The 21,578-nt window shown below is 49.6% G+C and carries 20 protein-coding genes; 10 read left to right on the forward strand and 10 right to left on the reverse strand.

Going from position 1 to position 21,578, the window contains the following annotated elements:
- Positions 1 to 108 precede the first annotated feature (108 nt).
- On the forward strand, positions 109 to 948 hold the full coding sequence (locus tag MKX70_RS23580) for a sulfurtransferase (protein WP_042236074.1): 840 nt from the start codon (positions 109 to 111) through the stop codon (positions 946 to 948).
- Positions 949 to 1,267: 319 nt separating this feature from the next.
- Positions 1,268 to 2,533 carry a hypothetical protein gene (locus tag MKX70_RS23585; protein ID WP_340840865.1) on the forward strand — a complete coding sequence of 422 codons (1,266 nt, stop codon included), beginning with the start codon at positions 1,268 to 1,270 and terminating at the stop codon, positions 2,531 to 2,533.
- A 263-nt stretch (positions 2,534 to 2,796) separates the two neighbouring features.
- On the opposite strand, the gene MKX70_RS23590 is transcribed toward MKX70_RS23585, so the two are convergent.
- On the reverse strand, positions 2,797 to 3,453 hold the full coding sequence (locus MKX70_RS23590; protein ID WP_340840867.1) for a hypothetical protein: 657 nt from the start codon (positions 3,451 to 3,453) through the stop codon (positions 2,797 to 2,799).
- Between the two features lie 675 nt (positions 3,454 to 4,128).
- Between MKX70_RS23590 and MKX70_RS23595 the strand changes: the two genes are divergently transcribed.
- The 5 genes from MKX70_RS23595 (at position 4,129) to MKX70_RS23615 (ending at position 9,158) form a co-directional block, all read left to right on the forward strand.
- Complete coding sequence (locus MKX70_RS23595; protein ID WP_231637861.1) at positions 4,129 to 4,479, forward strand: DUF975 family protein; 351 nt, start codon at positions 4,129 to 4,131, stop codon at positions 4,477 to 4,479.
- A 506-nt stretch (positions 4,480 to 4,985) separates the two neighbouring features.
- Positions 4,986 to 5,243, forward strand: coding sequence for a hypothetical protein (locus MKX70_RS23600; RefSeq protein ID WP_340840870.1), 258 nt, complete (start codon positions 4,986 to 4,988; stop codon positions 5,241 to 5,243).
- A gap of 407 nt (positions 5,244 to 5,650) precedes the next feature.
- Entirely contained in the window at positions 5,651 to 7,306 is a 1,656-nt protein-coding gene (locus MKX70_RS23605; RefSeq protein ID WP_340840871.1) for a helix-turn-helix domain-containing protein, read from the forward strand.
- 120 nt (positions 7,307 to 7,426) lie between these two features.
- Positions 7,427 to 8,389 (forward strand): ABC transporter substrate-binding protein, encoded by a 963-nt coding sequence (locus MKX70_RS23610; RefSeq protein WP_340840872.1) that lies wholly within the window; start codon positions 7,427 to 7,429, stop codon positions 8,387 to 8,389.
- 13 nt (positions 8,390 to 8,402) lie between these two features.
- Positions 8,403 to 9,158, forward strand: coding sequence for a (2Fe-2S)-binding protein (locus tag MKX70_RS23615; protein ID WP_340840873.1), 756 nt, complete (start codon positions 8,403 to 8,405; stop codon positions 9,156 to 9,158).
- Positions 9,159 to 9,358: 200 nt separating this feature from the next.
- Here the strand turns inward: MKX70_RS23615 and MKX70_RS23620 are convergent, their stop codons facing one another.
- Together MKX70_RS23620 and MKX70_RS23625 are read right to left on the reverse strand one after the other, a co-directional pair.
- On the reverse strand, positions 9,359 to 10,885 hold the full coding sequence (locus MKX70_RS23620) for a serine hydrolase domain-containing protein (RefSeq protein WP_340840875.1): 1,527 nt from the start codon (positions 10,883 to 10,885) through the stop codon (positions 9,359 to 9,361).
- A complete protein-coding gene (locus tag MKX70_RS23625) occupies positions 10,851 to 11,027 on the reverse strand; it encodes a hypothetical protein (RefSeq protein WP_340840877.1) in 177 nt (58 codons plus the stop codon). The genes MKX70_RS23620 and MKX70_RS23625 overlap by 35 nt, the downstream gene beginning before the upstream one ends.
- Positions 11,028 to 11,183: 156 nt before the next feature.
- On the opposite strand from MKX70_RS23625, the gene MKX70_RS23630 reads away from it, so the two are divergent.
- Positions 11,184 to 11,711, forward strand: a complete 528-nt coding sequence (locus MKX70_RS23630; RefSeq protein WP_042236063.1) for a MepB family protein — start codon at positions 11,184 to 11,186, stop codon at positions 11,709 to 11,711.
- On the forward strand, positions 11,708 to 13,078 hold the full coding sequence (locus MKX70_RS23635; protein ID WP_340840879.1) for a cryptochrome/photolyase family protein: 1,371 nt from the start codon (positions 11,708 to 11,710) through the stop codon (positions 13,076 to 13,078). Before MKX70_RS23630 ends, MKX70_RS23635 begins: the two co-directional genes overlap by 4 nt.
- Positions 13,079 to 13,131: 53 nt before the next feature.
- Here the strand turns inward: MKX70_RS23635 and MKX70_RS23640 are convergent, their stop codons facing one another.
- Complete coding sequence (locus tag MKX70_RS23640; RefSeq protein WP_340840880.1) at positions 13,132 to 14,244, reverse strand: metallophosphoesterase; 1,113 nt, start codon at positions 14,242 to 14,244, stop codon at positions 13,132 to 13,134.
- Positions 14,245 to 14,417: 173 nt separating this feature from the next.
- On the opposite strand from MKX70_RS23640, the gene MKX70_RS23645 reads away from it, so the two are divergent.
- The gene (locus MKX70_RS23645) at positions 14,418 to 15,671 is read left to right on the forward strand and encodes an MFS transporter (RefSeq protein ID WP_340840881.1); all 1,254 of its coding nucleotides are present in this window, start codon (positions 14,418 to 14,420) and stop codon (positions 15,669 to 15,671) included.
- Positions 15,672 to 15,736: 65 nt separating this feature from the next.
- Here MKX70_RS23645 and mnhG read toward each other — a convergent pair whose 3' ends face one another.
- From mnhG to MKX70_RS23675, 6 genes are read right to left on the reverse strand one after another with little or no spacing between them, the layout of a single operon-like run.
- Positions 15,737 to 16,120, reverse strand: a complete 384-nt coding sequence (gene mnhG / locus MKX70_RS23650; RefSeq protein WP_340840883.1) for a monovalent cation/H(+) antiporter subunit G — start codon at positions 16,118 to 16,120, stop codon at positions 15,737 to 15,739.
- Positions 16,095 to 16,388: a Na(+)/H(+) antiporter subunit F1 gene (locus MKX70_RS23655; protein WP_340840885.1), complete on the reverse strand. Its 294-nt coding sequence runs from the start codon at positions 16,386 to 16,388 to the stop codon at positions 16,095 to 16,097. The genes mnhG and MKX70_RS23655 overlap by 26 nt, the downstream gene beginning before the upstream one ends.
- Positions 16,385 to 16,864: a Na+/H+ antiporter subunit E gene (locus MKX70_RS23660; protein WP_039306107.1), complete on the reverse strand. Its 480-nt coding sequence runs from the start codon at positions 16,862 to 16,864 to the stop codon at positions 16,385 to 16,387. The genes MKX70_RS23655 and MKX70_RS23660 overlap by 4 nt, the downstream gene beginning before the upstream one ends.
- A 6-nt stretch (positions 16,865 to 16,870) precedes the next feature.
- Positions 16,871 to 18,349 carry a Na+/H+ antiporter subunit D gene (locus tag MKX70_RS23665; RefSeq protein WP_340840887.1) on the reverse strand — a complete coding sequence of 493 codons (1,479 nt, stop codon included), beginning with the start codon at positions 18,347 to 18,349 and terminating at the stop codon, positions 16,871 to 16,873.
- Positions 18,346 to 18,681 carry a Na(+)/H(+) antiporter subunit C gene (locus tag MKX70_RS23670; RefSeq protein WP_340840888.1) on the reverse strand — a complete coding sequence of 112 codons (336 nt, stop codon included), beginning with the start codon at positions 18,679 to 18,681 and terminating at the stop codon, positions 18,346 to 18,348. Before MKX70_RS23670 ends, MKX70_RS23665 begins: the two co-directional genes overlap by 4 nt.
- A complete protein-coding gene (locus MKX70_RS23675; RefSeq protein WP_340840889.1) occupies positions 18,681 to 21,545 on the reverse strand; it encodes a Na+/H+ antiporter subunit A in 2,865 nt (954 codons plus the stop codon). The genes MKX70_RS23670 and MKX70_RS23675 overlap by 1 nt, the downstream gene beginning before the upstream one ends.
- Between the last annotated feature and the right edge of the window lie 33 nt (positions 21,546 to 21,578).

Below are 21,578 nucleotides of genomic sequence, written 5' to 3' on the forward strand. Positions count from 1 at the left end.
GGATTGAGACTATGTCAAATTGCCATGATTCAGGTTCAGCGGTTATGCGGAAATCTATTTTTCCGTTATAATTAACTTCACAGAATATAAGTAAAGGATGGGATACATATGCACGCTACCGTAACCAAACGCTGGCTGCTCGCCAGACTCTACGAGCCGGAGCAGATCATCGTTGACTGCCGCTTCACACTGGGCAAACCTCAGGCCGGCAGAAATAGTTATGAAGAAGAGCATATTCCGGGTGCAGTCTATCTGGATATGGAGCTGGATCTGTCATCTCCGGTTGGCGGACATGGCGGCCGTCATCCCCTGCCTGATCCTGAGGTGCTGGCCGCACGGCTCACGAAGCTTGGAATCGGCAACGATTCACGTATTGTCGCCTATGACGATGAGAGCGGCATGAACGCTGCCCGGCTGTGGTGGCTGCTGCGCTACCTCGGACACGAGCAGGTATTCATCCTGGAAGGCGGCTTCAGCCAGTGGAAAGCCGAGAAATACCCGGTGACGGATCATCAGCCGGTGCGGGTGCCAAGTACTTTTACGGCAAATGTACAGCCGCATATGCTGGTGGACGTTGAAGAGGTTCGGGAGGTGTCGAAGAAGACGGTAAATGCTGTCTTGATCGACTCCCGCGCGAATGACCGCTATCACGGCCAGAACGAGACCTTGGACAAGAAGGCCGGACATATCCCCGGCGCGGTTAATTACTTCTGGAAAGACACGCAGAACGCAGACGGCAGCTTCAAGAGCGCCGATGAGCTTGCGGAGCACTTTGCAGGTCTCGACAAGGACTGTGAGATCATCGTCTACTGCGGCTCCGGAGTAACCGCTTGCCCGAATGTACTGGCCTTGGAGAAGGCCGGGTTCAAGAACGTGCGGCTGTATGCGGGGAGCTGGAGTGACTGGATTTCGTACGAGGAGAATCCGGTGGCGACTGGGGAAGAGTAAATATGATGAGCCCGCGTCCGACGCGGGCTATTTGTGCTGGGATCATATAGGTTTAGAATTCGTACAGAGTCCAAGAGGTATCTTAAGCCAACAAGGAGTTAACCTCAAGCGGGAGAAAACATTTGCAAGCAGATAAAGGACATTAACTAATTATCGCTCCCTGAACACATCGAGAGAGATCAGGAGAACGCTCCAAACAAGTAAGGTGTTTTTTGTTAATTTGAGAAAATCCACAGAATTCTTCATACGCACTCAAGGCTTTTAGCCATTTATTCAGGTGCGAAAGTTGAGTGACTTATAATACTGGAGGTACATTTTTTTGGAACTTGAGAAGCTTTTGTTTCTTTTATCTAAGGCCGAACAACCTAATCATGTATTATTTTCATTAAACATCTACGGCATTACTTCTAGAAAATTTAAAACAATTGTAGCACTTGTGAATTATGATAAAGATATAATCCCAAATCAACTAAGTAACCTTGCTAGGTCGGATGCACATGATTTTGTTTCTTATTTTTCTTCAGAAAATCTATTTTTTGTTGATGAAAAATTATTAGAAGAGATAAACGACGGAAAATCAGTAGACTTTCCACTTGATTATTCAATAATGGTTGATTCAAATTATGCGAGCTATATACATAGATTTATCAATGCTGATACTATAGATTTCAATAATAATGTATTCAACACAATTTCTATATTGCTAAAGGAAAGATTTAATTATGACTATTGGTTCTATTTACTAGAAAACTACAAGGATACTTCACTACATATGGAATTCAACTTACAAATTTTCATAAAGGAGCATCAGGATCTACATTCGAATTTAGTTAGTTTAGAGCTTTTTAAAAGTATAGATATTGATGAATTTAAAGATTCTAATAGAATAATTTACACAATTTCCAAAGAACAAGCAGTTAACAATGCAAATAAATTAATTGAGGACTTGTATTGCAGTGAAAGCGGGAAAGAATTTCTGAATCAATTTATCTTTATCCAAAAACAAATGACACTAATACTAATTGGAATACTGAAAATAAACTTTAAAAGTGGAAAGAATGCTGCAAAGAAAGTTTCTGAGTTATTTGAATACATGAATGAGATTGTAGGTGCCTACTTTGATCGTGAAATGATATTGGCACATAAATATTTCAATAAACCTGGTGGATTTAGAATATTTAGCAAAATTCAAAAGAGGGGTAAAACATCTGATTTATTAAAAAAAATTGAAAATATATCATGGGACTTTATTGTCCCGCGAGTTATGGAATATTTCATGAAGAATGTTGGCGAAGGGCGATTTTATTTACCCTTCTTTTTATCACATGACAGGGGTCTTAAAGATATTATGGATCTCTACAAAGTCAAAGGTGTCTTTTTTAATGAGGAGATCGGTCCACTACCGCTTACAAGTGAGACAAACGTTGAGTATTTTGAGAAAGAAGGTTGTACGATAGATTTTGAATTCTATTTTTCAAATGAAAATAAGCAAAAACGGGCTCGAATACTTAAGAGAAATAGACAATCCGTTGAGGAACTTATACAAAAAGAGTTTCAAGAGCTGGTGGAGATATTAGGTAATTAAAGCGCCTCTAAATCTAGCTTGCTAATAATTTCCGATGATGGTTTGAAGCTAATCCTACTTTTATGAACATGTATGAGTATAGGAAACATTGTTTGACTCAGTAAATTGTATGTAACTCTCGTTTTTTATACTCCGAAGTTAACATGAAGCCAACTAGCATTCACGTTGCCAGCTGCGAATGTACAACTCTTTACAGGAAGTTGGAGCGATCGATTAGTTATGTAAAGCTGTGGCTACCGGCGAATAATCAACATTAGAGCCAATTAGAGGAGCAATTCATCATCCCGCCGCCTCTTTACATGGCTGGTTTTCCATAACCATTCGCCGGTTACATTACTCATCAGTTCAGATCTGGACTTTGGCGTACCTATATACTCATAATAAATAATTCGCTGAGATACTCCTCTTGCCACGGGGTGAAATTCCCCTTTATCCACCAGCATGCGGCAGTATTTGATGACAGTCGTTGTATGCAGCTCCAGCTCTCTCGCAGCTTCAGCCGGGCGAAGGACACGATGGGGACGGAGGGCTGACCGCATCAAATCACATTCAATTTTAGAATAGGTTCTCTTAGCGCTGCTATGTACAGACCTTTCTGCCGACAAATATGGAAACAGAATACTCCGCAGCGCGGAGAGGATGAACGACGGATTCTCTTTCAGCTCATCCAGTGATATAAAGAGCAGCATGCAATCCTGTGACTGTAGGAAAAGCCCGCGGTTCAGGTCCATCCGGTATTTGCTCCGGTCCGTGCCATGTGAGCCAAAGTCCATAATCTCAAATGCAATACGCCAGACTCCTACCTCCCATAATACATCGACAAAATAGGATCTGCCACGCCAATCCTTAACTTCATATTCCGGGTGTAGTCCCTGAAAATGTCCGGCCAGCCAATGCTCATGTTCTTCCTTAAAGCCCATTGTCCATCCCTCACTCTGCAATGTAATTTGCTTCTAAACGCACAAAACCCCGCCTTCTTCCGAATAGGTTAGGAGACGGGGCATACTTTGCCGCGTTTGCTTGTATCTATACTTAGTGTGACACTTTTAGCTGGCTAAAATAATAAAAAAAGATCAATTCTGTATTCAGTCAAAGGTTACAGTAATTAATGGATTGTCTAATGACATAATCTATGGTATCAATTGTAAGACGAAGAATAAAATGCTAACAAGGAAAGAGGTTTTTTGATGTGGGATCGTAAAGAAATAAAGGGAAGGGCTAAGAATGTTCTCCGCACCTCGTATTGGAAGGCTTTTGTAGTAAGTTTACTGCTGGTCTTTCTCGGAGAAGGCTCAGGTCTTCCAAGCTTAAATCGGAACTGGGGATCGTCGGCACGTTCTAAAATTTCCAGCTCCGGTGTGGAAGTAGATTGGAGCGTGTTAGGGTCTTTTCTTGCAATCGCATTATTCATAATTGGCATCTTCGTAGTAATTGGAATAGCGTTTTATGTCCTGATCGCTTCCCCTCTTACTGTAGGTTCACTGCGCTACTTCAAACGATCTGCCGAGGGTGAAGTCCGGATGGGCAATGTCGGCTATGCGTTTAACAGGGACCGGTATTGGGCTATAGTTCTAACTATGCTCTGGAGAGGTTTCTTGAATTTCTTATGGTTCCTGCTGCTCATCATTCCTGGCATTGTAAAATCCTATGCGTACAGTCAGGTGCCTTACATCCTTGCGGACAATCCGCATATCGGGTATAACCGCGCAGTAGAATTAAGCAAGCAAATGACACGCGGTCATAAATTCAGCATGTTTGTGCTTGATTTGAGCTTCATTGGCTGGATTCTGCTGGGCCTGCTGGCACTCGGCATCGGCGTATTATTTGTTCAGCCCTATATCAATGCCACTAAGGCCGAGCTGTACCTGGAGTTGCGCCACAATGCACTTTCGTATAATTTGACAACGGCCCATGAACTCCGGTTAGCACAGACCCCGTTTTACTAATATCATATCAGTTAATCTTTAATACCAGGATGGAGTTGCTGAAAGCGGTAATCGTCAAACTGCAGCAGCTCCATTACCTTTGACTCAGCTTCTACGGCGCCCTGTTAGATTTGCCAGCTCTCTTCGCACGCTCACACCCAAGCTCTTAATTGATCCATGTCTGATTTCCACTATTTATACAAGTACACAACATAATTCAACTGAAAAGCATTGTATACAAAAGTAAACAGCCGGCCTTGTTCAAAAAGACTCCTTCGTCTCCGTGCAGCATCTGTCCGCATCCCGGAGCATCTGTCAGCACTTCTGCGAAGCGGTCCGTTGAGGCCCTCCTGTTCCGGCCTTAGCCGTGCTCACCCTGCCTGAAGAAGACTGGACCGCATTGGGTGCGTTCCGTAATTCCTGTATAATGGTAAACATTACGCCGGATGTGATATTACTCTTACTAACCGCAGGTAAACAAGGTCCATCAGGCGTCTGAAACCGCAAACCGGAAAGGATGAAGTCATTTGAGTTATACGGAATTACTGGAACGGAAAAGCGAAATTCTGAAGAAGACAGTCGAGAACTGGGTTATGAAAGAAAATCGCGACGGACTGGACCGTCAGGAGACCCATATTTACCGGAATATGCTCAAGGAGCTTCACCAGAACGAATATGAATTAAATGGTGTGCGGGACGAAGAAGCCGTCAAACGCCAGGACTCCGAGTCTTCTAAAAAGAAAAACACCGTGACCGCTCTCGAACATGCAAGCACAAACGTTTGATTACGGTTAACGTACCGTTTGCGAATAAGAATATGACGGGCCGCCCGTGCTCAGTTGCTTGCTGAAGCCGGGCGGCTTTTTTTTGCCGGACAATAACTGAGCAGGTTGTCTTGTGTGCGTACCGGTTTGAGCGGACTCCGCCTGCACCAGCTCGTATCGCGGATGTTGCGGGAAGACTTCCAGCGGCGGGACCCGGGACGATATCACCGGATGCGGTCCAGAACAGTCTTGCTCACAGAGAGGTTCCCTGCGTCCAATATACACTGCAGCAACCGAAGCTTTTCATATGAGCCCCTACATTCTACCGTCACTCCAGGCTGGCATTTATCCATCTGGGGCATGTACTCACAAGGGTGCTGAGGGAGATTGATCTGCACGGTGACAGATAGCGGAAGGTGGTACGAAGAATGAATGACAAGAACGGGATCCCTACTGCGGGAACCTTCGGACAGCTTAATCAGATGTGGTTCAGGCTTCGCAGCATTGAGCAGAACAGCAGTCTCACGGGAGAGTGTTCACTCCGCCTGCAATTTCTTGAATCGCATCTGCTCCTGATTCCAGTTTCGGGCCGGGGCTGGATCACTGTGGACGGCAAGTATAGCGAACTCAGACCCGGATATTTGTCCGTGTGCCTGCCTGGGCAACTAATCGAAGCACAGTTAGACAGCTCAGGAGAGCTGGGATTATATATTCTGCGCTTTGATGTATTTGGGCTGCGTGATCTGCCTGGGCCTCATGAACCTCATGAACCGGCAAGCTCTCCGGAGCTTCATTGTCGCTTCCCATGGGAAGGCGAAGCCGCAGTTGCTTCAACGATTACTTACAGCAAACACTGTGAAGCCATCGCCGCTTCCATGCGGAGTGATAACGGCCTGGAGCGGCTGCGGGCCCAGAGCAGATTCTATGAACTGCTGTACAGCTTGCTCAGCGATGCAGACCAGCTGCAGCCGAGCGATATCGACGCTGTTATGGAGCGGGTCAAGACTTATATAGAGCAGCACTACCGTGAGGATCTCTCCATCGCTCTGCTGGCTGGCGAGGCAGGCACCAGCGCAAGACATTTCATCCGGCTGTTCAAGCAGAGATACGGTCTCAGCGCGATTGAATACCTGACCGAATACCGGATCAGACAAGCAAGAAGTTTTATGCTGCCGCATACGAATTATGAATTGAAGGATATTGCCGCTTACGTCGGTTACAAGGATATTGCTTATTTCCGGCGCAAGTTCAAGCAAGTTACGGGTGTAGCTCCGGCCACCTTCATGCGGAATGCCAAGTTGAAGATCGTTGCCTACCACGGCAATCTAATCGGGGCACTGCTTACGCTGAATATTATTCCCTTCGCTGCTCCGGCTGACCATCCGTGGACTGAATATTACCGCCGGAAATATGAGCCAGGTGCAGTGCTGCCGCTTGCCGAGGATGATGAGAGCAGAATAGAGCAGCTCGCCTCCCTCCGTCCTGATTACATCTTGGGTTTGGAGCAAACGCTAAGTCCGGCTATACAGCAGCAGCTTGGAGAGCTTGCCTCCACTTATCTGGTGCCCCGTCATCCCATGGACTGGCGGACGCAATTAAGATTCATTGGAGATTGCCTGGGCAAGTCAAAGGAGGCGGCAGCATGGCTAAACCGGTATGAGCGCAAAGCCAAATCTATACGGGCAGACTTCGTCTTTGAACCCGCCAGTGTCAGACTGCTGATTGCCCGGATATCTGCACAGACAATCACCGTGATGTCTAACCGGAGCCTAGGTGAAGTACTCTACGATGATCTGCAGTTTATTCCGGCGAACGTTGTGAACCGCAAGCTTGAAGGGCAGACCTTGACGCTGGAAGAGTTGGAGTCTGCGGATACGGACAAGCTTCTGCTGATTGTAGATGAGGATGCCAGCTCGCAGGCCATCTGGTCCAGGCTCCGGGATAAGGCGCCGTGGAAGCATCCTGATTCAGCCGGATATTCGCGTGTTGAGCTTCTCCCTCCCTTCCCTTGGACGGAGTATACCTCATTTACACAGGAGCTGATTCTTGAGCTGGCTCTGTCTCTGTGGCGTAATTGGACATAAAATATTGGCGTGATCGTCAATAGTCGAAAACTCAGGATTGTTTTATACTCCTAACAGTGATATTGATTCTCACTATCAGGTGAGGATGAAGGTATCAATACTCAGGAGGTTACAAAATATATGAGACAGATGAGACAAGGTATGGCATTGTGTATGGCTATTGTCCTGATATTGATCATGGCGGCCTGCTCAAATAAGGATGGACAGGCCAAGGCTGACGCTACAGCGAAAGCGGATTATCGTGTAGTGAACAGTGAACAAGGAGAGATTAAGATCCCTGCCCATCCCACTAGAGTCGTTGGCCTATCCGTAGTCTACCCGGAGTTTCTGCAAGCCTTAGGCGTTACACCCGTCGCAGTTCAGAATTACCAGGAAGAGTTCCCTACCTATCTACAAGAGCCTTTCAAGGATACTCTGAAAATGGGCATTGCCAAAACCCCGAATTTTGAAATGATATTGGCCTCCGATCCAGATCTCATCCTTGCTCCCGCATGGTGGTCAGGCAAAGACTTTGACCAGTTATCCGGGATCGCACCGACGGTTCTGCTGCCCGAACGTGAGGACTGGCGTGATGAACTGAAGGATATCGCCGAGGTGCTGGACAAGAAGGAACTTGCAGAGAAAGTCATTCAGGAGCTCGAGGTCCAGGAAGACGAAGCCAAACTGAAGTTAGATGCCCTGGTTGGCAACGAAACCGTGATGTATATGATGGTTATGCCTAACAGCTTCGTTCTCTATGGGGATCAGATCGATCGCGGCAAGTTTATTCATACCATCATGGGACTGGAGATGATTCCAAACTTCCCTGATAAAGATCCGTCACTTTCCATATCCCTGGAGAAGTTACCGGAGTACAACCCCGACCACCTCATTCTGCAATTGAATAATGAGGACAGCCCGGAGGTGCAGCAAACCTATGAGGATATGCTGAACAGCCCTCTGTGGAAGAACATGAAGGCAGTCAAGAATAATCAGGTGTACATGATGGCGGGCAAGGATTGGTTTAACCTGGGCATGTCTCCGCTGGCGAACCGCTATGCGATTGATGCGGTTCTAGAGGCCTTCGGAGGCAACTCGAAATAAAGGGGATTTCAGGATGTGCGAAACTGGAAACATGCAGTGGGCAGAACGTTTCTTCATCTTTCCTGAAGCCGTAGAGAATGCAGTGATTACTATATCACTTACTGAATTATGCCAGCCTGCTGCAGCAGAGCATCTGCTCAGCACTTATGCTTCTATGCTTGGAACGGCGAACAAACGACTCGCGGCGGCCATCTTTTGCAGCTGGATCGCCGGAATCTGCGGAGCCAAAGCTGTACTGCTAACGGCTGGACACCCGATGGCTTATGATTTGTGCGGGAGCAATATGTCTGTGCAGCTCCTCCGCACGGAGGGATACCCCGAATTCGCCTTCCCTATCCATAATCTGCGGGAGGGTGTCTATGATCGGACGGGTAAGGGAAATGAATTCATAGACGAGCTTGGAATGTTCTACAAAAATGATGTCAGACCGATTATTGCTGCGCTTGCCGAGGCTTCACAGACCGGAGCAGTGATGCTGTGGAAGCAGGTGTACAGTCAGTTGTATACCTTCATGGAAGAGGAAGCCCAGGATGCAGCAAGTGAGATCCGCCGCGCTCAGATCACCGAACAATTCAAGGCTGTGACCTGGGCGCTGAAGCCGGAGGACTTCGGACTTCGCAGTAATCCGTTCCGCATTCTAGCCAGATTCCGAACGGACCCAAGCCCCCCTCATCACTTGATATCTATTAAGGCAACCTGCTGTCTGGCCTACCAGCTCAGAGCGGATCATGGATATTGCAGCAGTTGTCCTATACTGCCGGTGGAATAGACAGACAACAACAAGCTGAGCATAAAGTCGCATTTACACCGCACTCTCTTCGGAACGCAAAAAATACATCGCCGGTGAGCATGCGTCCCTTGGCGATGTATTCTTCAATTATCATATATTGGTAATCAGTATAGGGAAAAGGATCATTAAGGCTGGGCTTTTTCAACATGTATTTCAATCGTCTGTAATTGGTTGCGCTATTAACTGTAGAACTGCCAGAATACAAGCAACCCCACCTGAACAACCATCATGACTATAGGAAGAATAGCTGACCACTTGCCACGGGCTGTTGAAGCAGAGCGGTTCTTCCTCCAGGATAGCAGCAGCGCGGCCAAGAACAACACCGCCAGTCCAGTCAGACCATAGTTAACCAAAATCTGCGGATACACTTCTGCGTAGGCACGTTCATTGTTGCTTAGCATCCTCAAGGCCAGAATCAGGTTGTTCAACACAATGCCGGTGCCTGTCAAAGTGAGGCCAGCTGCCAGCATGCGGCTGACGGCACGTGGTGCAGGGCGTGTTCCGGCTCTTCGCTTGTTCAATATTGCCTGTATCAGCAAGACAAACGGGGCGATAACGAAATAGAGGATGACCAGTGCCGCAAGCACGGCACTCAAGAGCAGCACCGGCATTGATTTGCCTGCAGGCAGCGGCAAATAATCTGTCGTATATACCGAGATGGCCTCCACCTTACCCTCACTGACCGTGGCATGCAGCATTGGCCAGGCATCCAGCGCCGAGTCTCCGCTCACTTTCTCATAGAGATAGGGCTGAACCTGCTTATAGCTTCCAGTCATCCCGGCAAGTGATACCCGGAGTTGATCTTCCCCCTGTGGCTCAAGCTTCATCAGCGTTAGATAGGGGAATAGATTCATGAAGCCGTGTCCGGGGCGCCGCGCAGCCATGAATTCGCCTTGAACCTCTGACGAATCCGGCAGATCACCGGCATCTGCCTGCTCACGCGTGCCCAGTATTGCTTTGGTCAGACCATGTACAATATTGGATTCGCTGGCCTGATTGGTCATAATTATAATCGCGAACCGGTCTTCGGGCACAATCTGCAGATTGGTGGCAAATGCAATCGTATTTCCGCCATGTCCAAGCGTACGCTTCATTCCGGGATATTCCCAGAACCCATGGGCAATACCCGGCATTCCTTCAGCTGAGGTATAACTCTGAGTCAGCATCGTGCCCAGTGTCTCCGGCTTCTCGAACAGAGGGGATGCTTCTCCGGCTGCAGGCATGAATGCCATCGCAAACTTAGCCAGATCTTCTGCAGTGCCGTTATTGCCTCCGTTAGGGTACATGGACATATAATTCCATGATCCTTGCGTAAAACTCCCTTCTCCCTCGAAGAAATAACCTTTAGCTTTATGCTCCAGCAGCTCCGGACGGTCCTCTACAATAGAATAGGCAATCGAATCCTTCATCCCGAGGGGATCAAAAATATGCTGATGAACGTATTCATGATAAGGCTGGCCGCTGATTCTCTCCACAATATAGGCAGCCAGTGAGTTGCCGCAGTTAGAGTAAGCTACAACCTCACCCGGTCTGTAAATCTGTGCCGGCTGGGCCTGCTGCAGCCCCTCTTCCAAAGAGCGTACTTCCTCAGGGGACTGATAAGCCATGTCGAACATATACTCCTCGAATCCGGCATTGTGGTTCATCAGATGAAGCATCGTTATGGGATCATCATATTTCAGCCTGGTCAGGAAATTGTCCGGCAAAAGCTTCCAAACGGGTCAGCAGAATCCCTGATGGGGTTACTCCCACTGCTCCTCCGCTGCCTTTCCCGGCAGCAAATGCCGTGATACTGCCGGATAATAGCAATAGTATTGAGAACATAACGGTAAATTCTTTTCTTGACAATTAAACCTCTCCTTTAGTCGGGTAAATTCCTGCAGTTCCCCCATTCTAACAAATATCATCCTGCATAACATTACAGACAGCTTACATTTATGCCGGATGGACTGGTATTATCTTAATTGAAGACAGCATTATAACCACTCAGGAAGAAGGCATCTCATGAATAACTTTTATAATACGTTAGCTTATATAACTGATGCGTTTTATGCACCTGCCCGCTTCACTGTTGATTCAGTGCGGGAAGAACCTCAGAATGCCGAATACGGCGCAGGGTGGTTCCAGCTGAATACTCTGTCCGTTCGGTTCCGTGTTGCAAAAATCACCCCAACGAAGACAGGGCAGTTTGTCGTCTTCTGGGAAAAGGATGCGGAGCGGAAAAACCGGGCTTTTGCCTATATGAACGCTCCCGATATATTGGTAATCCACACCTTCCATCCCTTCAGCGGGGAGAGTGGACAGTTCGTCTTTCCCAAAGACGTGCTGAGAATGCAAGGGGTGCTGGCGGACAAGGATGCACCAGGAAAAATGGCAATGCGCGTGTATCCGGACTGGGATACCGTGACTAATAAGCAGGCTTCTGCTGCGCAGAAATGGCAGCTGCCTTATTTTTCGAGAGTAGCTCCCATGAACGATCAGCATATGCAGGCCTTAACCCGGTTGTATGAACCAAAGGAATTACAGCTATGATTCTGTTCATTCACCGGAAGGATCTGCGGACAGATGATCTTCCAGCTTTTGATGCCATCTGCTCTGCGCAGGAAAACTCCCTGCATGTATTGATTCTGGAGCCATTTTTATTACGGAATGAACGTTATCTTGAGCATAGCGGCCTGAATTTCCTCCAGCATGTATCCACCCTGCAGCAGGAATATGAACGTCAAGGTAAGCTTCTCCATATTCTTTACGGGGAGCCGGATGCTATCTTAAGGAGTCTGGCCGGGGTTCACCCGATTCATGAGGTTAGGATCCATGCCGACTATACCCCCTATGCTCTGAAAAGAGACAGGCTTCTGCGTGACACGGCCCATGCGCTGAGCCTCCGGTTTCACACCCATCATGACAGCATGCTCTGTGACCTGGAAGATTTCATGGATTGGTGCGGGCGGAGTGAGCCCTTTAAGGTATTCACCCCCTTTTACCGCCGCTGGCGCAGTTTTCTCTCGGAACGCTTCCGGCCTCCCTACTCTGCGGGTCTGCAGGAACTGCAAACCGTGGACATTCATCCGCAAATAACTGACACCTTCCGGATTCCCGGAGAGATTACCCGGCAGCTCACAGCGCTTGCCCAGCCTGCGCAGACGATGAGTCCCCGTCATCTGCTTGAGGATTTCCTGCAAACGGAGCTGCAGCATTATGCGGCACACCGTGATAACTATTCGCAGGAAGGGACAAGCCGGCTCAGCAGGCATATTAATACAGGGGCGATTTCTGTCCGGACGGTCTATAGCCGGCTTACGGAGAACGGGCACTTCGGGGAAGAATGGCTCAGACAGGTGGCCTGGAGGGATTTCTTTCTGTATCAGGCGCGGCTGGAACCTGATTATTTCAACTACGAGAATGTGTATGATCTGTCTGCTCTGGGGACATGTAATTTCGAGGCATGGTCCAGCGGTAAGACCGGTATTCCGGTCATCGATGCAGCTATGCGCCAGCTGAATGAAACCGGCTGGATGCCAAACCGGCTGCGGATGATTACTGCGATGTTCCTGACCAAGAATCTCGGCTGCCCGTTTATTTACGGGGAGCGCTACTTCCGGCTGAAGCTTAGCGATTATGACAATACTTTGAACCGCGGCGGCTGGCTGTGGAGCTCTTCACTCGGATACGATGCCTCGCCTTACTTCCGGGTGATGAATCCGGTAACCCAGTCTCAGACCCACGACCCAAGCGGCAGCTATATCCGCACCTGGATGCCTGAGCTGTCAGAACTGTCAGACCAGGCCATCCACCTGCCCCGCGCTGATGCCATTGTTGATCTTAAGCGGTCACGGGCGCTGGCTATAGAACTCTACAAGGAAATATTGAGCAGCAAAGGAGCTGCGTCTCAAGAGTGAGCTGCTTATAACAAGAAAGGCCCATCCGAATATCCGGATGGACCCTTCTTGTACTATCGCTCTGAATGATTAAAATTCACATGAATGGATACTACCTCCGACCGCGATCCGATACGGATCGGCGGACCCCAGAATCCATATCCGGAGGATACTATGGAATGGAGCTGCCCTTTCTGCAGATATCCCCAGTCATTCTCAAACAATCTGTCAGTCAATATATTGGCAGGCGCAATCTGTCCGCGGTGGGTATGACCGGAGACCATCAGATCAATCCCCTGCTCCTCTGCTGTGTCGAAACCGACCGGTTGATGCTCCAGCATAAACACCGGCTTAGCAGGATCTGTGTTCTTGGTCAGATCCTCCAGCTTCGCACGTTCCTTATCACTGTAATCCTTCCGCCCGATCAGCGTCAGCCAGTCTCCCACCTCAATGGCTTCATCATAGAGAACCTGAATCCCGCTCTCCTCCAGAAGACTGATGATCTCCTCCGTCCCGCCTTTGAAGCGGTCATGATTACCCAGAGAAGCATACACGCCGAGCGGAGCCTTAATCTCCGATAAAACAGCTCCGATTCCCTTCTCCTTATACGGCCGGACATCATCATCTACAATATCACCGGGGAGCAGGACAATATCCGGGTGTAGCGCATTGATCTCCTCAACCATCCGCAGCGCATGGCCTTTACCCGACAAATAGCCGAAATGCATATCAGAGGCCATCACAATATGAAGTTCACCGTTCGCCGGACCCGTCTTGCCGATCTTAAGTTCATAGGAACGGACAACCGGACTGTAAGCGTTGAAGCTCCCGAATCCAAGCAGACCGGCCAGCAGCAGCATAGTAAGAATCCCCGACCACTTCTGAACGGCATGACGCGGCAGCCTGCTCAGCTTCGTTAGCCAGACCGATAGATGAACAAGCGGCAGCAGCAGAATCAATAAGCTGAACAAGGCCAGCCAGTAGCTGCCGATAACACTTAAAATCGCCGATCCTGCAACCACTCTGGACAGGATCAGCGAGCTGGCCAGAAAAACAAGCGCAAGGATATAGAATAGCCGGAACCTGCCCGACACTACCGGCTTGATCCAGCCCCAGCCGCTCCAGCCGATGTAGAATACAATTAAGGCATATACAATAATAAATACGATTCCGATAAGGATATACATGTTAACCACCTTATGTTAATTTCATCCGGGCACAAAAGCTTTTCTAACCAGTCTACAGTAACTTCAGGCACTACTGCAACTTAGCTGTGTTTTGTTGTTGACATTGTCCTGTAATTATCATTTAATGGTTTGGACCTTTCCTTACTTTACAGACAACCCTGGAGGATTTCATCATGGCACAACCTTTCTTTCCAAGACTGCAGGGAAACAGCCGGGGCTGCTTAACCTTTGAGCCTTTTTTCCTGATTCCCTACAGCATGTTCTCCACCTATGCCACGCTTTATATGTACGAGCTGGGACTGACGGAGCTGAACATCGGCTGGATTACCACGATCGGACTGATCGTCCAGGTATTCTCTTCATTAATCAGCGGATATTTAACGGACCGACTGGGACGCAAGCGGGCCATTTTATATTTCGACCTGCTTAGCTGGAGCCTGGCCACCCTGTTATGGGCCGCATCACAGAACCTGTGGTTTTTTGCGGCCGCTGCGGTCATTAACGGCTTCCAGCGTGTCCCGCATATTGCCTTTTATTGCCTGATTGTCGAAGACACCCGGCCCTCTGACCGGACGTATGTCTTCACGCTGCTGCAGATTATCGGTGTCATCGGAGGGTTGTTTGCACCGCTGGGCGGTCTGCTTGTACACCAGTACGGCATGATTCAGGGGATGCGGATGATGTATGTGCTCGCGTTTCTGTTCATGACCTTCCAGTTCGTCGGCCGTCAGCTAACGACCCGCGAAACCGAAGCCGGAATAAGGAAACGCCAGGAAACACGTGAACTTGGACTGCGGGAAATTATGGTCGAATATGGCGGCGCATTCCGTGAGCTGTGGGCGGAGCGCAATCTGCTGCTGATCTTCGGCGTATACATCCTGTTCAACTTTCAGGCCACGCTGAAGAGCACCTATCTGTCACTGTATCTGGCTGATTATCTGCATATGGATAGCGGTATCCTGTCCCTGTTTCCGGCGGTCTCTTCGGTAATCATGCTGCTGACCTTATGGCTTCTTATGCCCAAAATCCCGGACCAGAGCGCCCACCGCTCCATGATGGCCGGCTTCGGACTCTCTGCGCTATCCAATGCCATGCTGGTGTTATATCCTTCCTCCAGCCTCTTGTGGATCGGACTCAGCACCATACTGGCAGCCGTGGGACTGATGATCAGCTCCCCTTATCTGGAGGCGGCCGTACAGAACGCCATCGATGACGATAAGCGGGCCAAAGTATTTTCCACCCTGTCCGTGCTGATCCTGCTGTTCACTGCACCTGCGGGCATCATCGGCGGCTGGGCATACAAGCTCGATCCGCGAATCCCGCTCTGGCTGGTCACAGCAGCGTTTATCCTTTCCTATATGCTGCTGCATCTGTACCGCAGACGGACTGCGCGGAATCACAATTCTCCGCAGCAGCTTTCACAATAAACCAGGGCAGGGATGTCCCTCAGACCATTTATGGCCTGGAGGACATCCCTGTTTACACCTTACGGCTATGACGTTGAAGAATCCGACTTGATCCGTTCCTTCTCCAGCACCTCTTTGAGGTCATCCTGGATACGGCGGTTCCACAGCGGAACACCGGAGCGGTAGGCCGCCCGGCCGGTCAGGTGGGCTGACAACGGGGAAGTCATAAATACAAAGAGGATCCCCAGCAGCAGCTTTGCACTGACGTAATCGAGAAAAAAAGCAAAGTAGAGAAACGCCCCGCTGAGCACACACAATACACCAAGCGTAGCGCTTTTAGCAGCAGCATGTGATCTTAAATAGACATCCGGCAGACGGATCAGACCCACAGAGCTCACAGCACTGAGCAGTGCACCAGTCAGGATAAGCAATACGAACAGCAATTCAACGGCCGTCCTGATCATTTCCATGTTCAAACACCACTCCCCTTTCGATATATCTGGCCAGCGCCATCGTTCCGATAAAAGAGAGAATGCCGATCAGCAGAATGTATTCAATGAAGGCCTCAGTCTTGAACAGGATCGAGAGAACCGCCACCATCGCCAGCAGGTTGATTCCGATTGTATCGAGTGCTGCGACCCGGTCAGGCAGCGAGGGTCCTTTGACCAGCCTCCAGGCACAAATCGCAATCGAAATGACCATGATCGAAAGCGACAGCATGAGTATAAAATGAATCATGAACGGGTCACCTCCAGAATCGCTCGTTCGAACGTATTGCGGATATTCGCGCCGAACTGTTCCACATCCTGTATATCCATCGCATGAATGTATAAAGTCCGGTTATCTTTGGATACTTCCAGCACCACGGAGCCCGGAGTCAGGCAGAGCAGTGTAATCAGCACAGCAACCTCCCAATCCGACTCCAGCTCCGTGTGGTACATTAGAATAGCCGGTCGAATGTTGAGGTTCGGCCGAAGCACCGCCTTGACCACGATATAACTGGATACAACCAGTTCCCGCAGCAGCAGGCCAGCCAGCTTCACAATAGCCCATACCTTGCCAAGATACAGCCGCCCGTCGAAGAAACGCCGCATAGCCATGAGAACTGCAATACCCAGCACATACCCGACGATGAAGCCGGAGGCCGTCCAGTCATTATTCAAGAACATCCACACGAACGCTATCATGAGATTTAATAATATTTGAAAGGCCATCTTCATCTACTCCTTCATGACAGCGTTAATGTATTCTGCCGGATCAGCCAGCACGGCCCCGGCTTGAGCCACAAGCCCGTTCACCGTTTCGGCGCCGATCCCCATCAGGATGATGAGGACAAACAGCACAGCAGCCGGTGCCATCATAGCTTTGTAGCGCAGCGGATGGACTTCTTCCTCGCTTCTTTCACCACCCCAGAATACTTCCTGGAACACTTTGACCAGCGAATAGAGCACAACGAAGCTTGACGCCAGTGCAATAAGTGCAAGAGCGACGTGCTGCTCCGCGAAGCCGCTGCGGACCATCATCACTTTCCCGGCAAAACCGCTAAGCGGCGGTACGCCCACCAAGGCCAAGGATAGAATAAAAAACATCCAGCCCGTCCAGGGATATCGGCGGATCAGGCCGCCCATTTGCCGCAGCTGCTCCGTTCCCGACGCTGCAATAATCATTCCGCCCAGGAAGAACAGCAGCGCCTTGGCAATCATGTCGTGCATCAGATAGAACACTACCCCGTTTAATGAATCCTGGGTTGCCACCGATATGCCAAAGGCAATAAAGCCTACGCTAATCACAATATTATAATTAAAAATCCGGCTCAAATCATTGTAAGCCAGCGCGCCGACAGCTCCAAGAATCATTGTTGCTCCGGCCATCCAGCCGATCAGCGTATGTGTCAGTCCCGGATCATGAACAAAAATCAGGGAGAATGTACGCGTGATGGCATACAGCCCAACTTTGGTCAGCAAGGCTCCGAACAGCGCTCTTACGGCCAGGGGCGGAGCACTGTATGAATCCGGCAGCCAGAAGAACAGCAGCAGACCGGCTTTGAGCGAGAAGACCAGCAGCAGCAGTACAGCAATTACATTCATGACACCGCCCTGCCCCGCCTCCGCTACACGGACCGCCAGATGCGCCATGTTAAGCGTACCTGTCGCAGCGTACAGATAAGCAATTGCCGCTACGAACAAGCTGGAAGAGATCACATTGACGAGTATATATTTCAGTGTCTCCCGCAGCTGAACCCGGGTTCCGCCGAGTACAATCATCGCGTAGGAGGCAACCAGCAATACCTCGAAGCATACAAACAGGTTAAACAGGTCTCCCGTAAGGAAGGACCCGAACACACCGGTCAGCAGGAAATGGAAGAAGGTGTAGTAGTAGAACCGCTCCCGCTCTTCCCCGATGCTTGCGAAGGAAAAGAACAGGCAGGCCGCGCCTACAACTGCCGTGGTTAATACAAGCAATGCCGCAAACATATCAGCAACAAAGACGATGCCGTAGGGCGGCAGCCACCCTCCCATGTACAGCGTTTGAATCCCGTTTGTATTCACCTGATACACAATAATTAATGCAACGGCAATATTCACAAATACACTGATTGCACTGATTATACGCTGCAGGTTAATTCTTTCCTTCAGAAAAATCAGGATGACCGCCGTAAAGGCCGGAATCAGCAAAGGCAGTACCAGCAGATTGTTCATGGTCTCTCCCCCTTGCTTCCTTCCACATCATCCATGCCTGCCGAGCGGTATGCCTGGTAAGCCAGCACGATGAAAAACGCGGATACCCCAAAGCTGATTACAATCGAAGTAAGGATAAGCGCCTGCGGCAGCGGATCGACATAACTGTCCGCTTTCTCGCCAAGCAGCGGTGAAGCACCAGTCTTAAGTCCCGCCATGGTCAGCAGCAGCAGATGAACACCGTGAGTCAGCAGTGTTGTCCCCAGAAGGATGCGGAGCAGGCTTTTGGATAAGACCAGATATACTCCTACGGTAAACAAGACACCGATCGCCAGGGCAATAAGGATCTCCATCAGTTATCCCTCCCGATCGTAAAGATGATATTCATGGTAACACCGATAACAGACAGGTACACGCCCAGATCGAACAGTGTAGCTGTAGTGAGTTCAGTCTTGCCCATCACCGGCAGCTCGAAATAGCCGAAGGTCTGGGTCAGGAACGGAACATCGAATACAAAGGAACCTATCCCTGTGAGAAAAGCTATAGAAATTCCGGCCGCAATTAACTTACGGTAATCGACAGGCAGCACCTTCTGTACAAACTCTGTACCGAACGCAATCGAGAGCAGCACGAGCCCGGCTGCAGCCATCAATGCGCCGATAAATCCGCCGCCCGGATGATTATGACCGGCAAAGAACAAATACAAGGAGAAGGTAATGATAATCACGAAGGCCACTTTGGCCACAGACTGCAGCAGCACATCGTTACTGCGCGCATAACGCGGCTTGTTATCGTCCGGCACATCTCTGACCAGATCAGGCTTACTGCCCGGTTCAAGCTGCAGCTTAATCATTGAATAAATAGCCAGCGAGGCCAGACCAAGCACCGTAATCTCAAACATGGTATCAAAGCCGCGGAAATCCACCAGCAGCACGTTGACTATATTTTTGCCGCCGCCGAGGGTATAGCTGTTCTCCACGTAGAAGCTTGAGATGGACTCGAACGGACTGCTCCCAAGCGCCGCCAGTGCGACAAGTGTCATCGTTGCCCCGAACCCTACGGCGATGATCAGCTTCGGGATTTTCACCCGGAATTTGACCTTCTCCCGCTTCAGTCTGGGCAAATGCCGGAAGCAGAGCAGGAACAGCGTCACCGACACGACTTCGACGATCATCTGCGTAAGTGCCAGATCGGGTGCACGGAACAGGATGAAGAGCAATGTCACCATATACCCTACCATTCCCGTCAACAGAATTGCCGCAATCCTGGACTTGGCGAATGGAATCGCGAGCGCACCTGTCAGCAGGACCAGCACTGCCACGACTTCAAAGAAGGTGACCGGAGCATACTCCCCTTGCCCAAACGTAATTCCGTCTACGTACAGCAACGAACCGCCAACTATAACAATAATCAAGGTGAAAATATACATTAGATAATGGCGCATGGAGCCCGTCATATATAGCCCTGTGACCGAACGGGATACCCGCTCCACCAGCCGGATACTGCCGTCGTAGACCTGATTCAGCGTGTACCCGCTGCGCCATTCCTTATTAACCAGACTTAACCGGCCATACACACGGTATACGACAATTCCCAGTAGGATCACACCCAGAGTCATCCACACTTCAGCTGTGAAGCCATGCCAGAAATAGATATTCACATAAAAAGGTGAGCTTGCCGCCAGCTGCGGATGAATAGCATTCATTCCCGGTACAATCAGTGTCTTGGACAGGATGTTCGGAAACAGTCCGGTGATAACGGCCAGCAGTGCCAGGAGAATCGGAGGTAGCAGCAGCCCAAGCGGCGCTTCATGCGGCTTCTTATCCAGCTTCTCAGGCTGGTATTTGCCGAAAAAGGTATGAAAAACCATAATCATGCTGTATGCAAAGGTAAATATGCTTGCAATCCAGGCCAGCACCGGAAAGATCGTGTAGAAGGATTGCGGGCTAAGGATATCCAGCTGTCTGATGTTCAGTACAGCCGTGAAGAACATTTCTTTACTCAGGAATCCCGCAAACGGCGGGAGCCCTGCCATGGAAAAGCTGCCGATCAGCGCTACCGTGAAGGTCACCGGCATTAGCGACACCAGTCCCCCCAGCTTGCGCAGATCACGGGTGTTCGTCTCATGATCGACAATCCCGACCACCATGAACAGCGAACCCTTGAATATGGCATGATTAATCAAATGAAAGAGGGCAGCCGTTGTTGCGGCGGTAAAGAACACAGCCTCTTCACCCGTGTAGAATGAAGCTGCCGATCCCATTCCCAAGAGTCCCATAATCAGTCCCAGCTGGCTGATTGTAGAATAGGCTAACAGAGCCTTCAGGTCCGTCTGCTTCATCGCCTGGATCGATCCATAGATCAAGGTGATCAGGCCGACGCCCGACACAATCCAAAACCACTCATGTTGCCCCGCAAACACCGGGCTGAAACGCGCGACCAGGTACAGTCCTGCTTTGACCATCGTTGCCGAGTGCAGATATGCGCTGACCGGGGTAGGTGCTTCCATCGCATCCGGCAGCCAGATATGAAACGGAAACTGGGCCGATTTGGTGAAGGCCCCCAGCAGAATCAGGATCATCGACGGTATGAACAGCGGTTGTCGGCTGATGTCCCCGGCCTGGCTCCAGATTTCGCGGATACTGAAGGTCCCAGTCATACCGTACAGCATCAGGAATCCGGCGAACATCGCCAGGCCACCGAATACCGTAATTAGCATCGACTTCAGTGCGCCGTAGCGTGACTTCTGTCTCCGGTGCCAATAGGCAATCAGGAGGAAGGAGGACACACTTGTCAGCTCCCAGAAGCCGTACAGGACCATCAGGTTATCGGACATTACCACCCCGAGCATCGCGCCCATAAAGATTAGGAGATATACATAAAACGGGGTCAGTTCTTCTTTGCGTTTGTCCAGGTAATAAATCGAGTAGAAGATGACAAGCATCCCCATTCCCGTAATTAACAATGCGAACAGCAAACTTAATCCATCGAGATGAAATACCAGATTAATGCCAAGGGACGGAATCCAGGATACAGTCTCATATCCGTACTCCCCTCCCTTAATGATAGGAATCCGGGTCAAGAAATAAATGAACAACACCAGCGGTCCGGCAAGTACAAGCCACCCCCGATGGAGCCTGGCTATCCTTCGGCGTAGAAGCGCTATCATCAGGGCCAGCAGAAACGGAACAAGTACGGTTATATGCAGCAAAGGCAAGCCTCCTTTTCCACTCTTCAGTATAGGTTGTGA

Source organism: Paenibacillus sp. FSL R7-0312, from assembly GCF_038004445.1.
GTDB lineage: Bacteria > Bacillota > Bacilli > Paenibacillales > Paenibacillaceae > Paenibacillus_AQ.

What these genes read in the sequence shown, in the direction of transcription:
- MKX70_RS23635 (WP_340840879.1), top strand. Translation starts at nt 11,708, where the DNA reads ATGATTCTGTTCATTCACCGGAAGGATCTGCGGACAGATGATCTTCCA.
- MKX70_RS23630 (WP_042236063.1), top strand. Translation starts at nt 11,184, where the DNA reads ATGAATAACTTTTATAATACGTTAGCTTATATAACTGATGCGTTTTAT.
- MKX70_RS23660 (WP_039306107.1), bottom strand. Translation starts at nt 16,864, where the DNA reads ATGGCCTTTCAAATATTATTAAATCTCATGATAGCGTTCGTGTGGATG.
- MKX70_RS23580 (WP_042236074.1), top strand. Translation starts at nt 109, where the DNA reads ATGCACGCTACCGTAACCAAACGCTGGCTGCTCGCCAGACTCTACGAG.
- MKX70_RS23665 (WP_340840887.1), bottom strand. Translation starts at nt 18,349, where the DNA reads ATGAACAATCTGCTGGTACTGCCTTTGCTGATTCCGGCCTTTACGGCG.
- mnhG (WP_340840883.1), bottom strand. Translation starts at nt 16,120, where the DNA reads ATGGAAATGATCAGGACGGCCGTTGAATTGCTGTTCGTATTGCTTATC.
- MKX70_RS23670 (WP_340840888.1), bottom strand. Translation starts at nt 18,681, where the DNA reads ATGGAGATCCTTATTGCCCTGGCGATCGGTGTCTTGTTTACCGTAGGA.
- MKX70_RS23645 (WP_340840881.1), top strand. Translation starts at nt 14,418, where the DNA reads ATGGCACAACCTTTCTTTCCAAGACTGCAGGGAAACAGCCGGGGCTGC.
- MKX70_RS23655 (WP_340840885.1), bottom strand. Translation starts at nt 16,388, where the DNA reads ATGATTCATTTTATACTCATGCTGTCGCTTTCGATCATGGTCATTTCG.
- MKX70_RS23640 (WP_340840880.1), bottom strand. Translation starts at nt 14,244, where the DNA reads ATGTATATCCTTATCGGAATCGTATTTATTATTGTATATGCCTTAATT.
- MKX70_RS23610 (WP_340840872.1), top strand. Translation starts at nt 7,427, where the DNA reads ATGAGACAGATGAGACAAGGTATGGCATTGTGTATGGCTATTGTCCTG.
- MKX70_RS23605 (WP_340840871.1), top strand. Translation starts at nt 5,651, where the DNA reads ATGAATGACAAGAACGGGATCCCTACTGCGGGAACCTTCGGACAGCTT.
- MKX70_RS23590 (WP_340840867.1), bottom strand. Translation starts at nt 3,453, where the DNA reads ATGGGCTTTAAGGAAGAACATGAGCATTGGCTGGCCGGACATTTTCAG.
- MKX70_RS23615 (WP_340840873.1), top strand. Translation starts at nt 8,403, where the DNA reads ATGTGCGAAACTGGAAACATGCAGTGGGCAGAACGTTTCTTCATCTTT.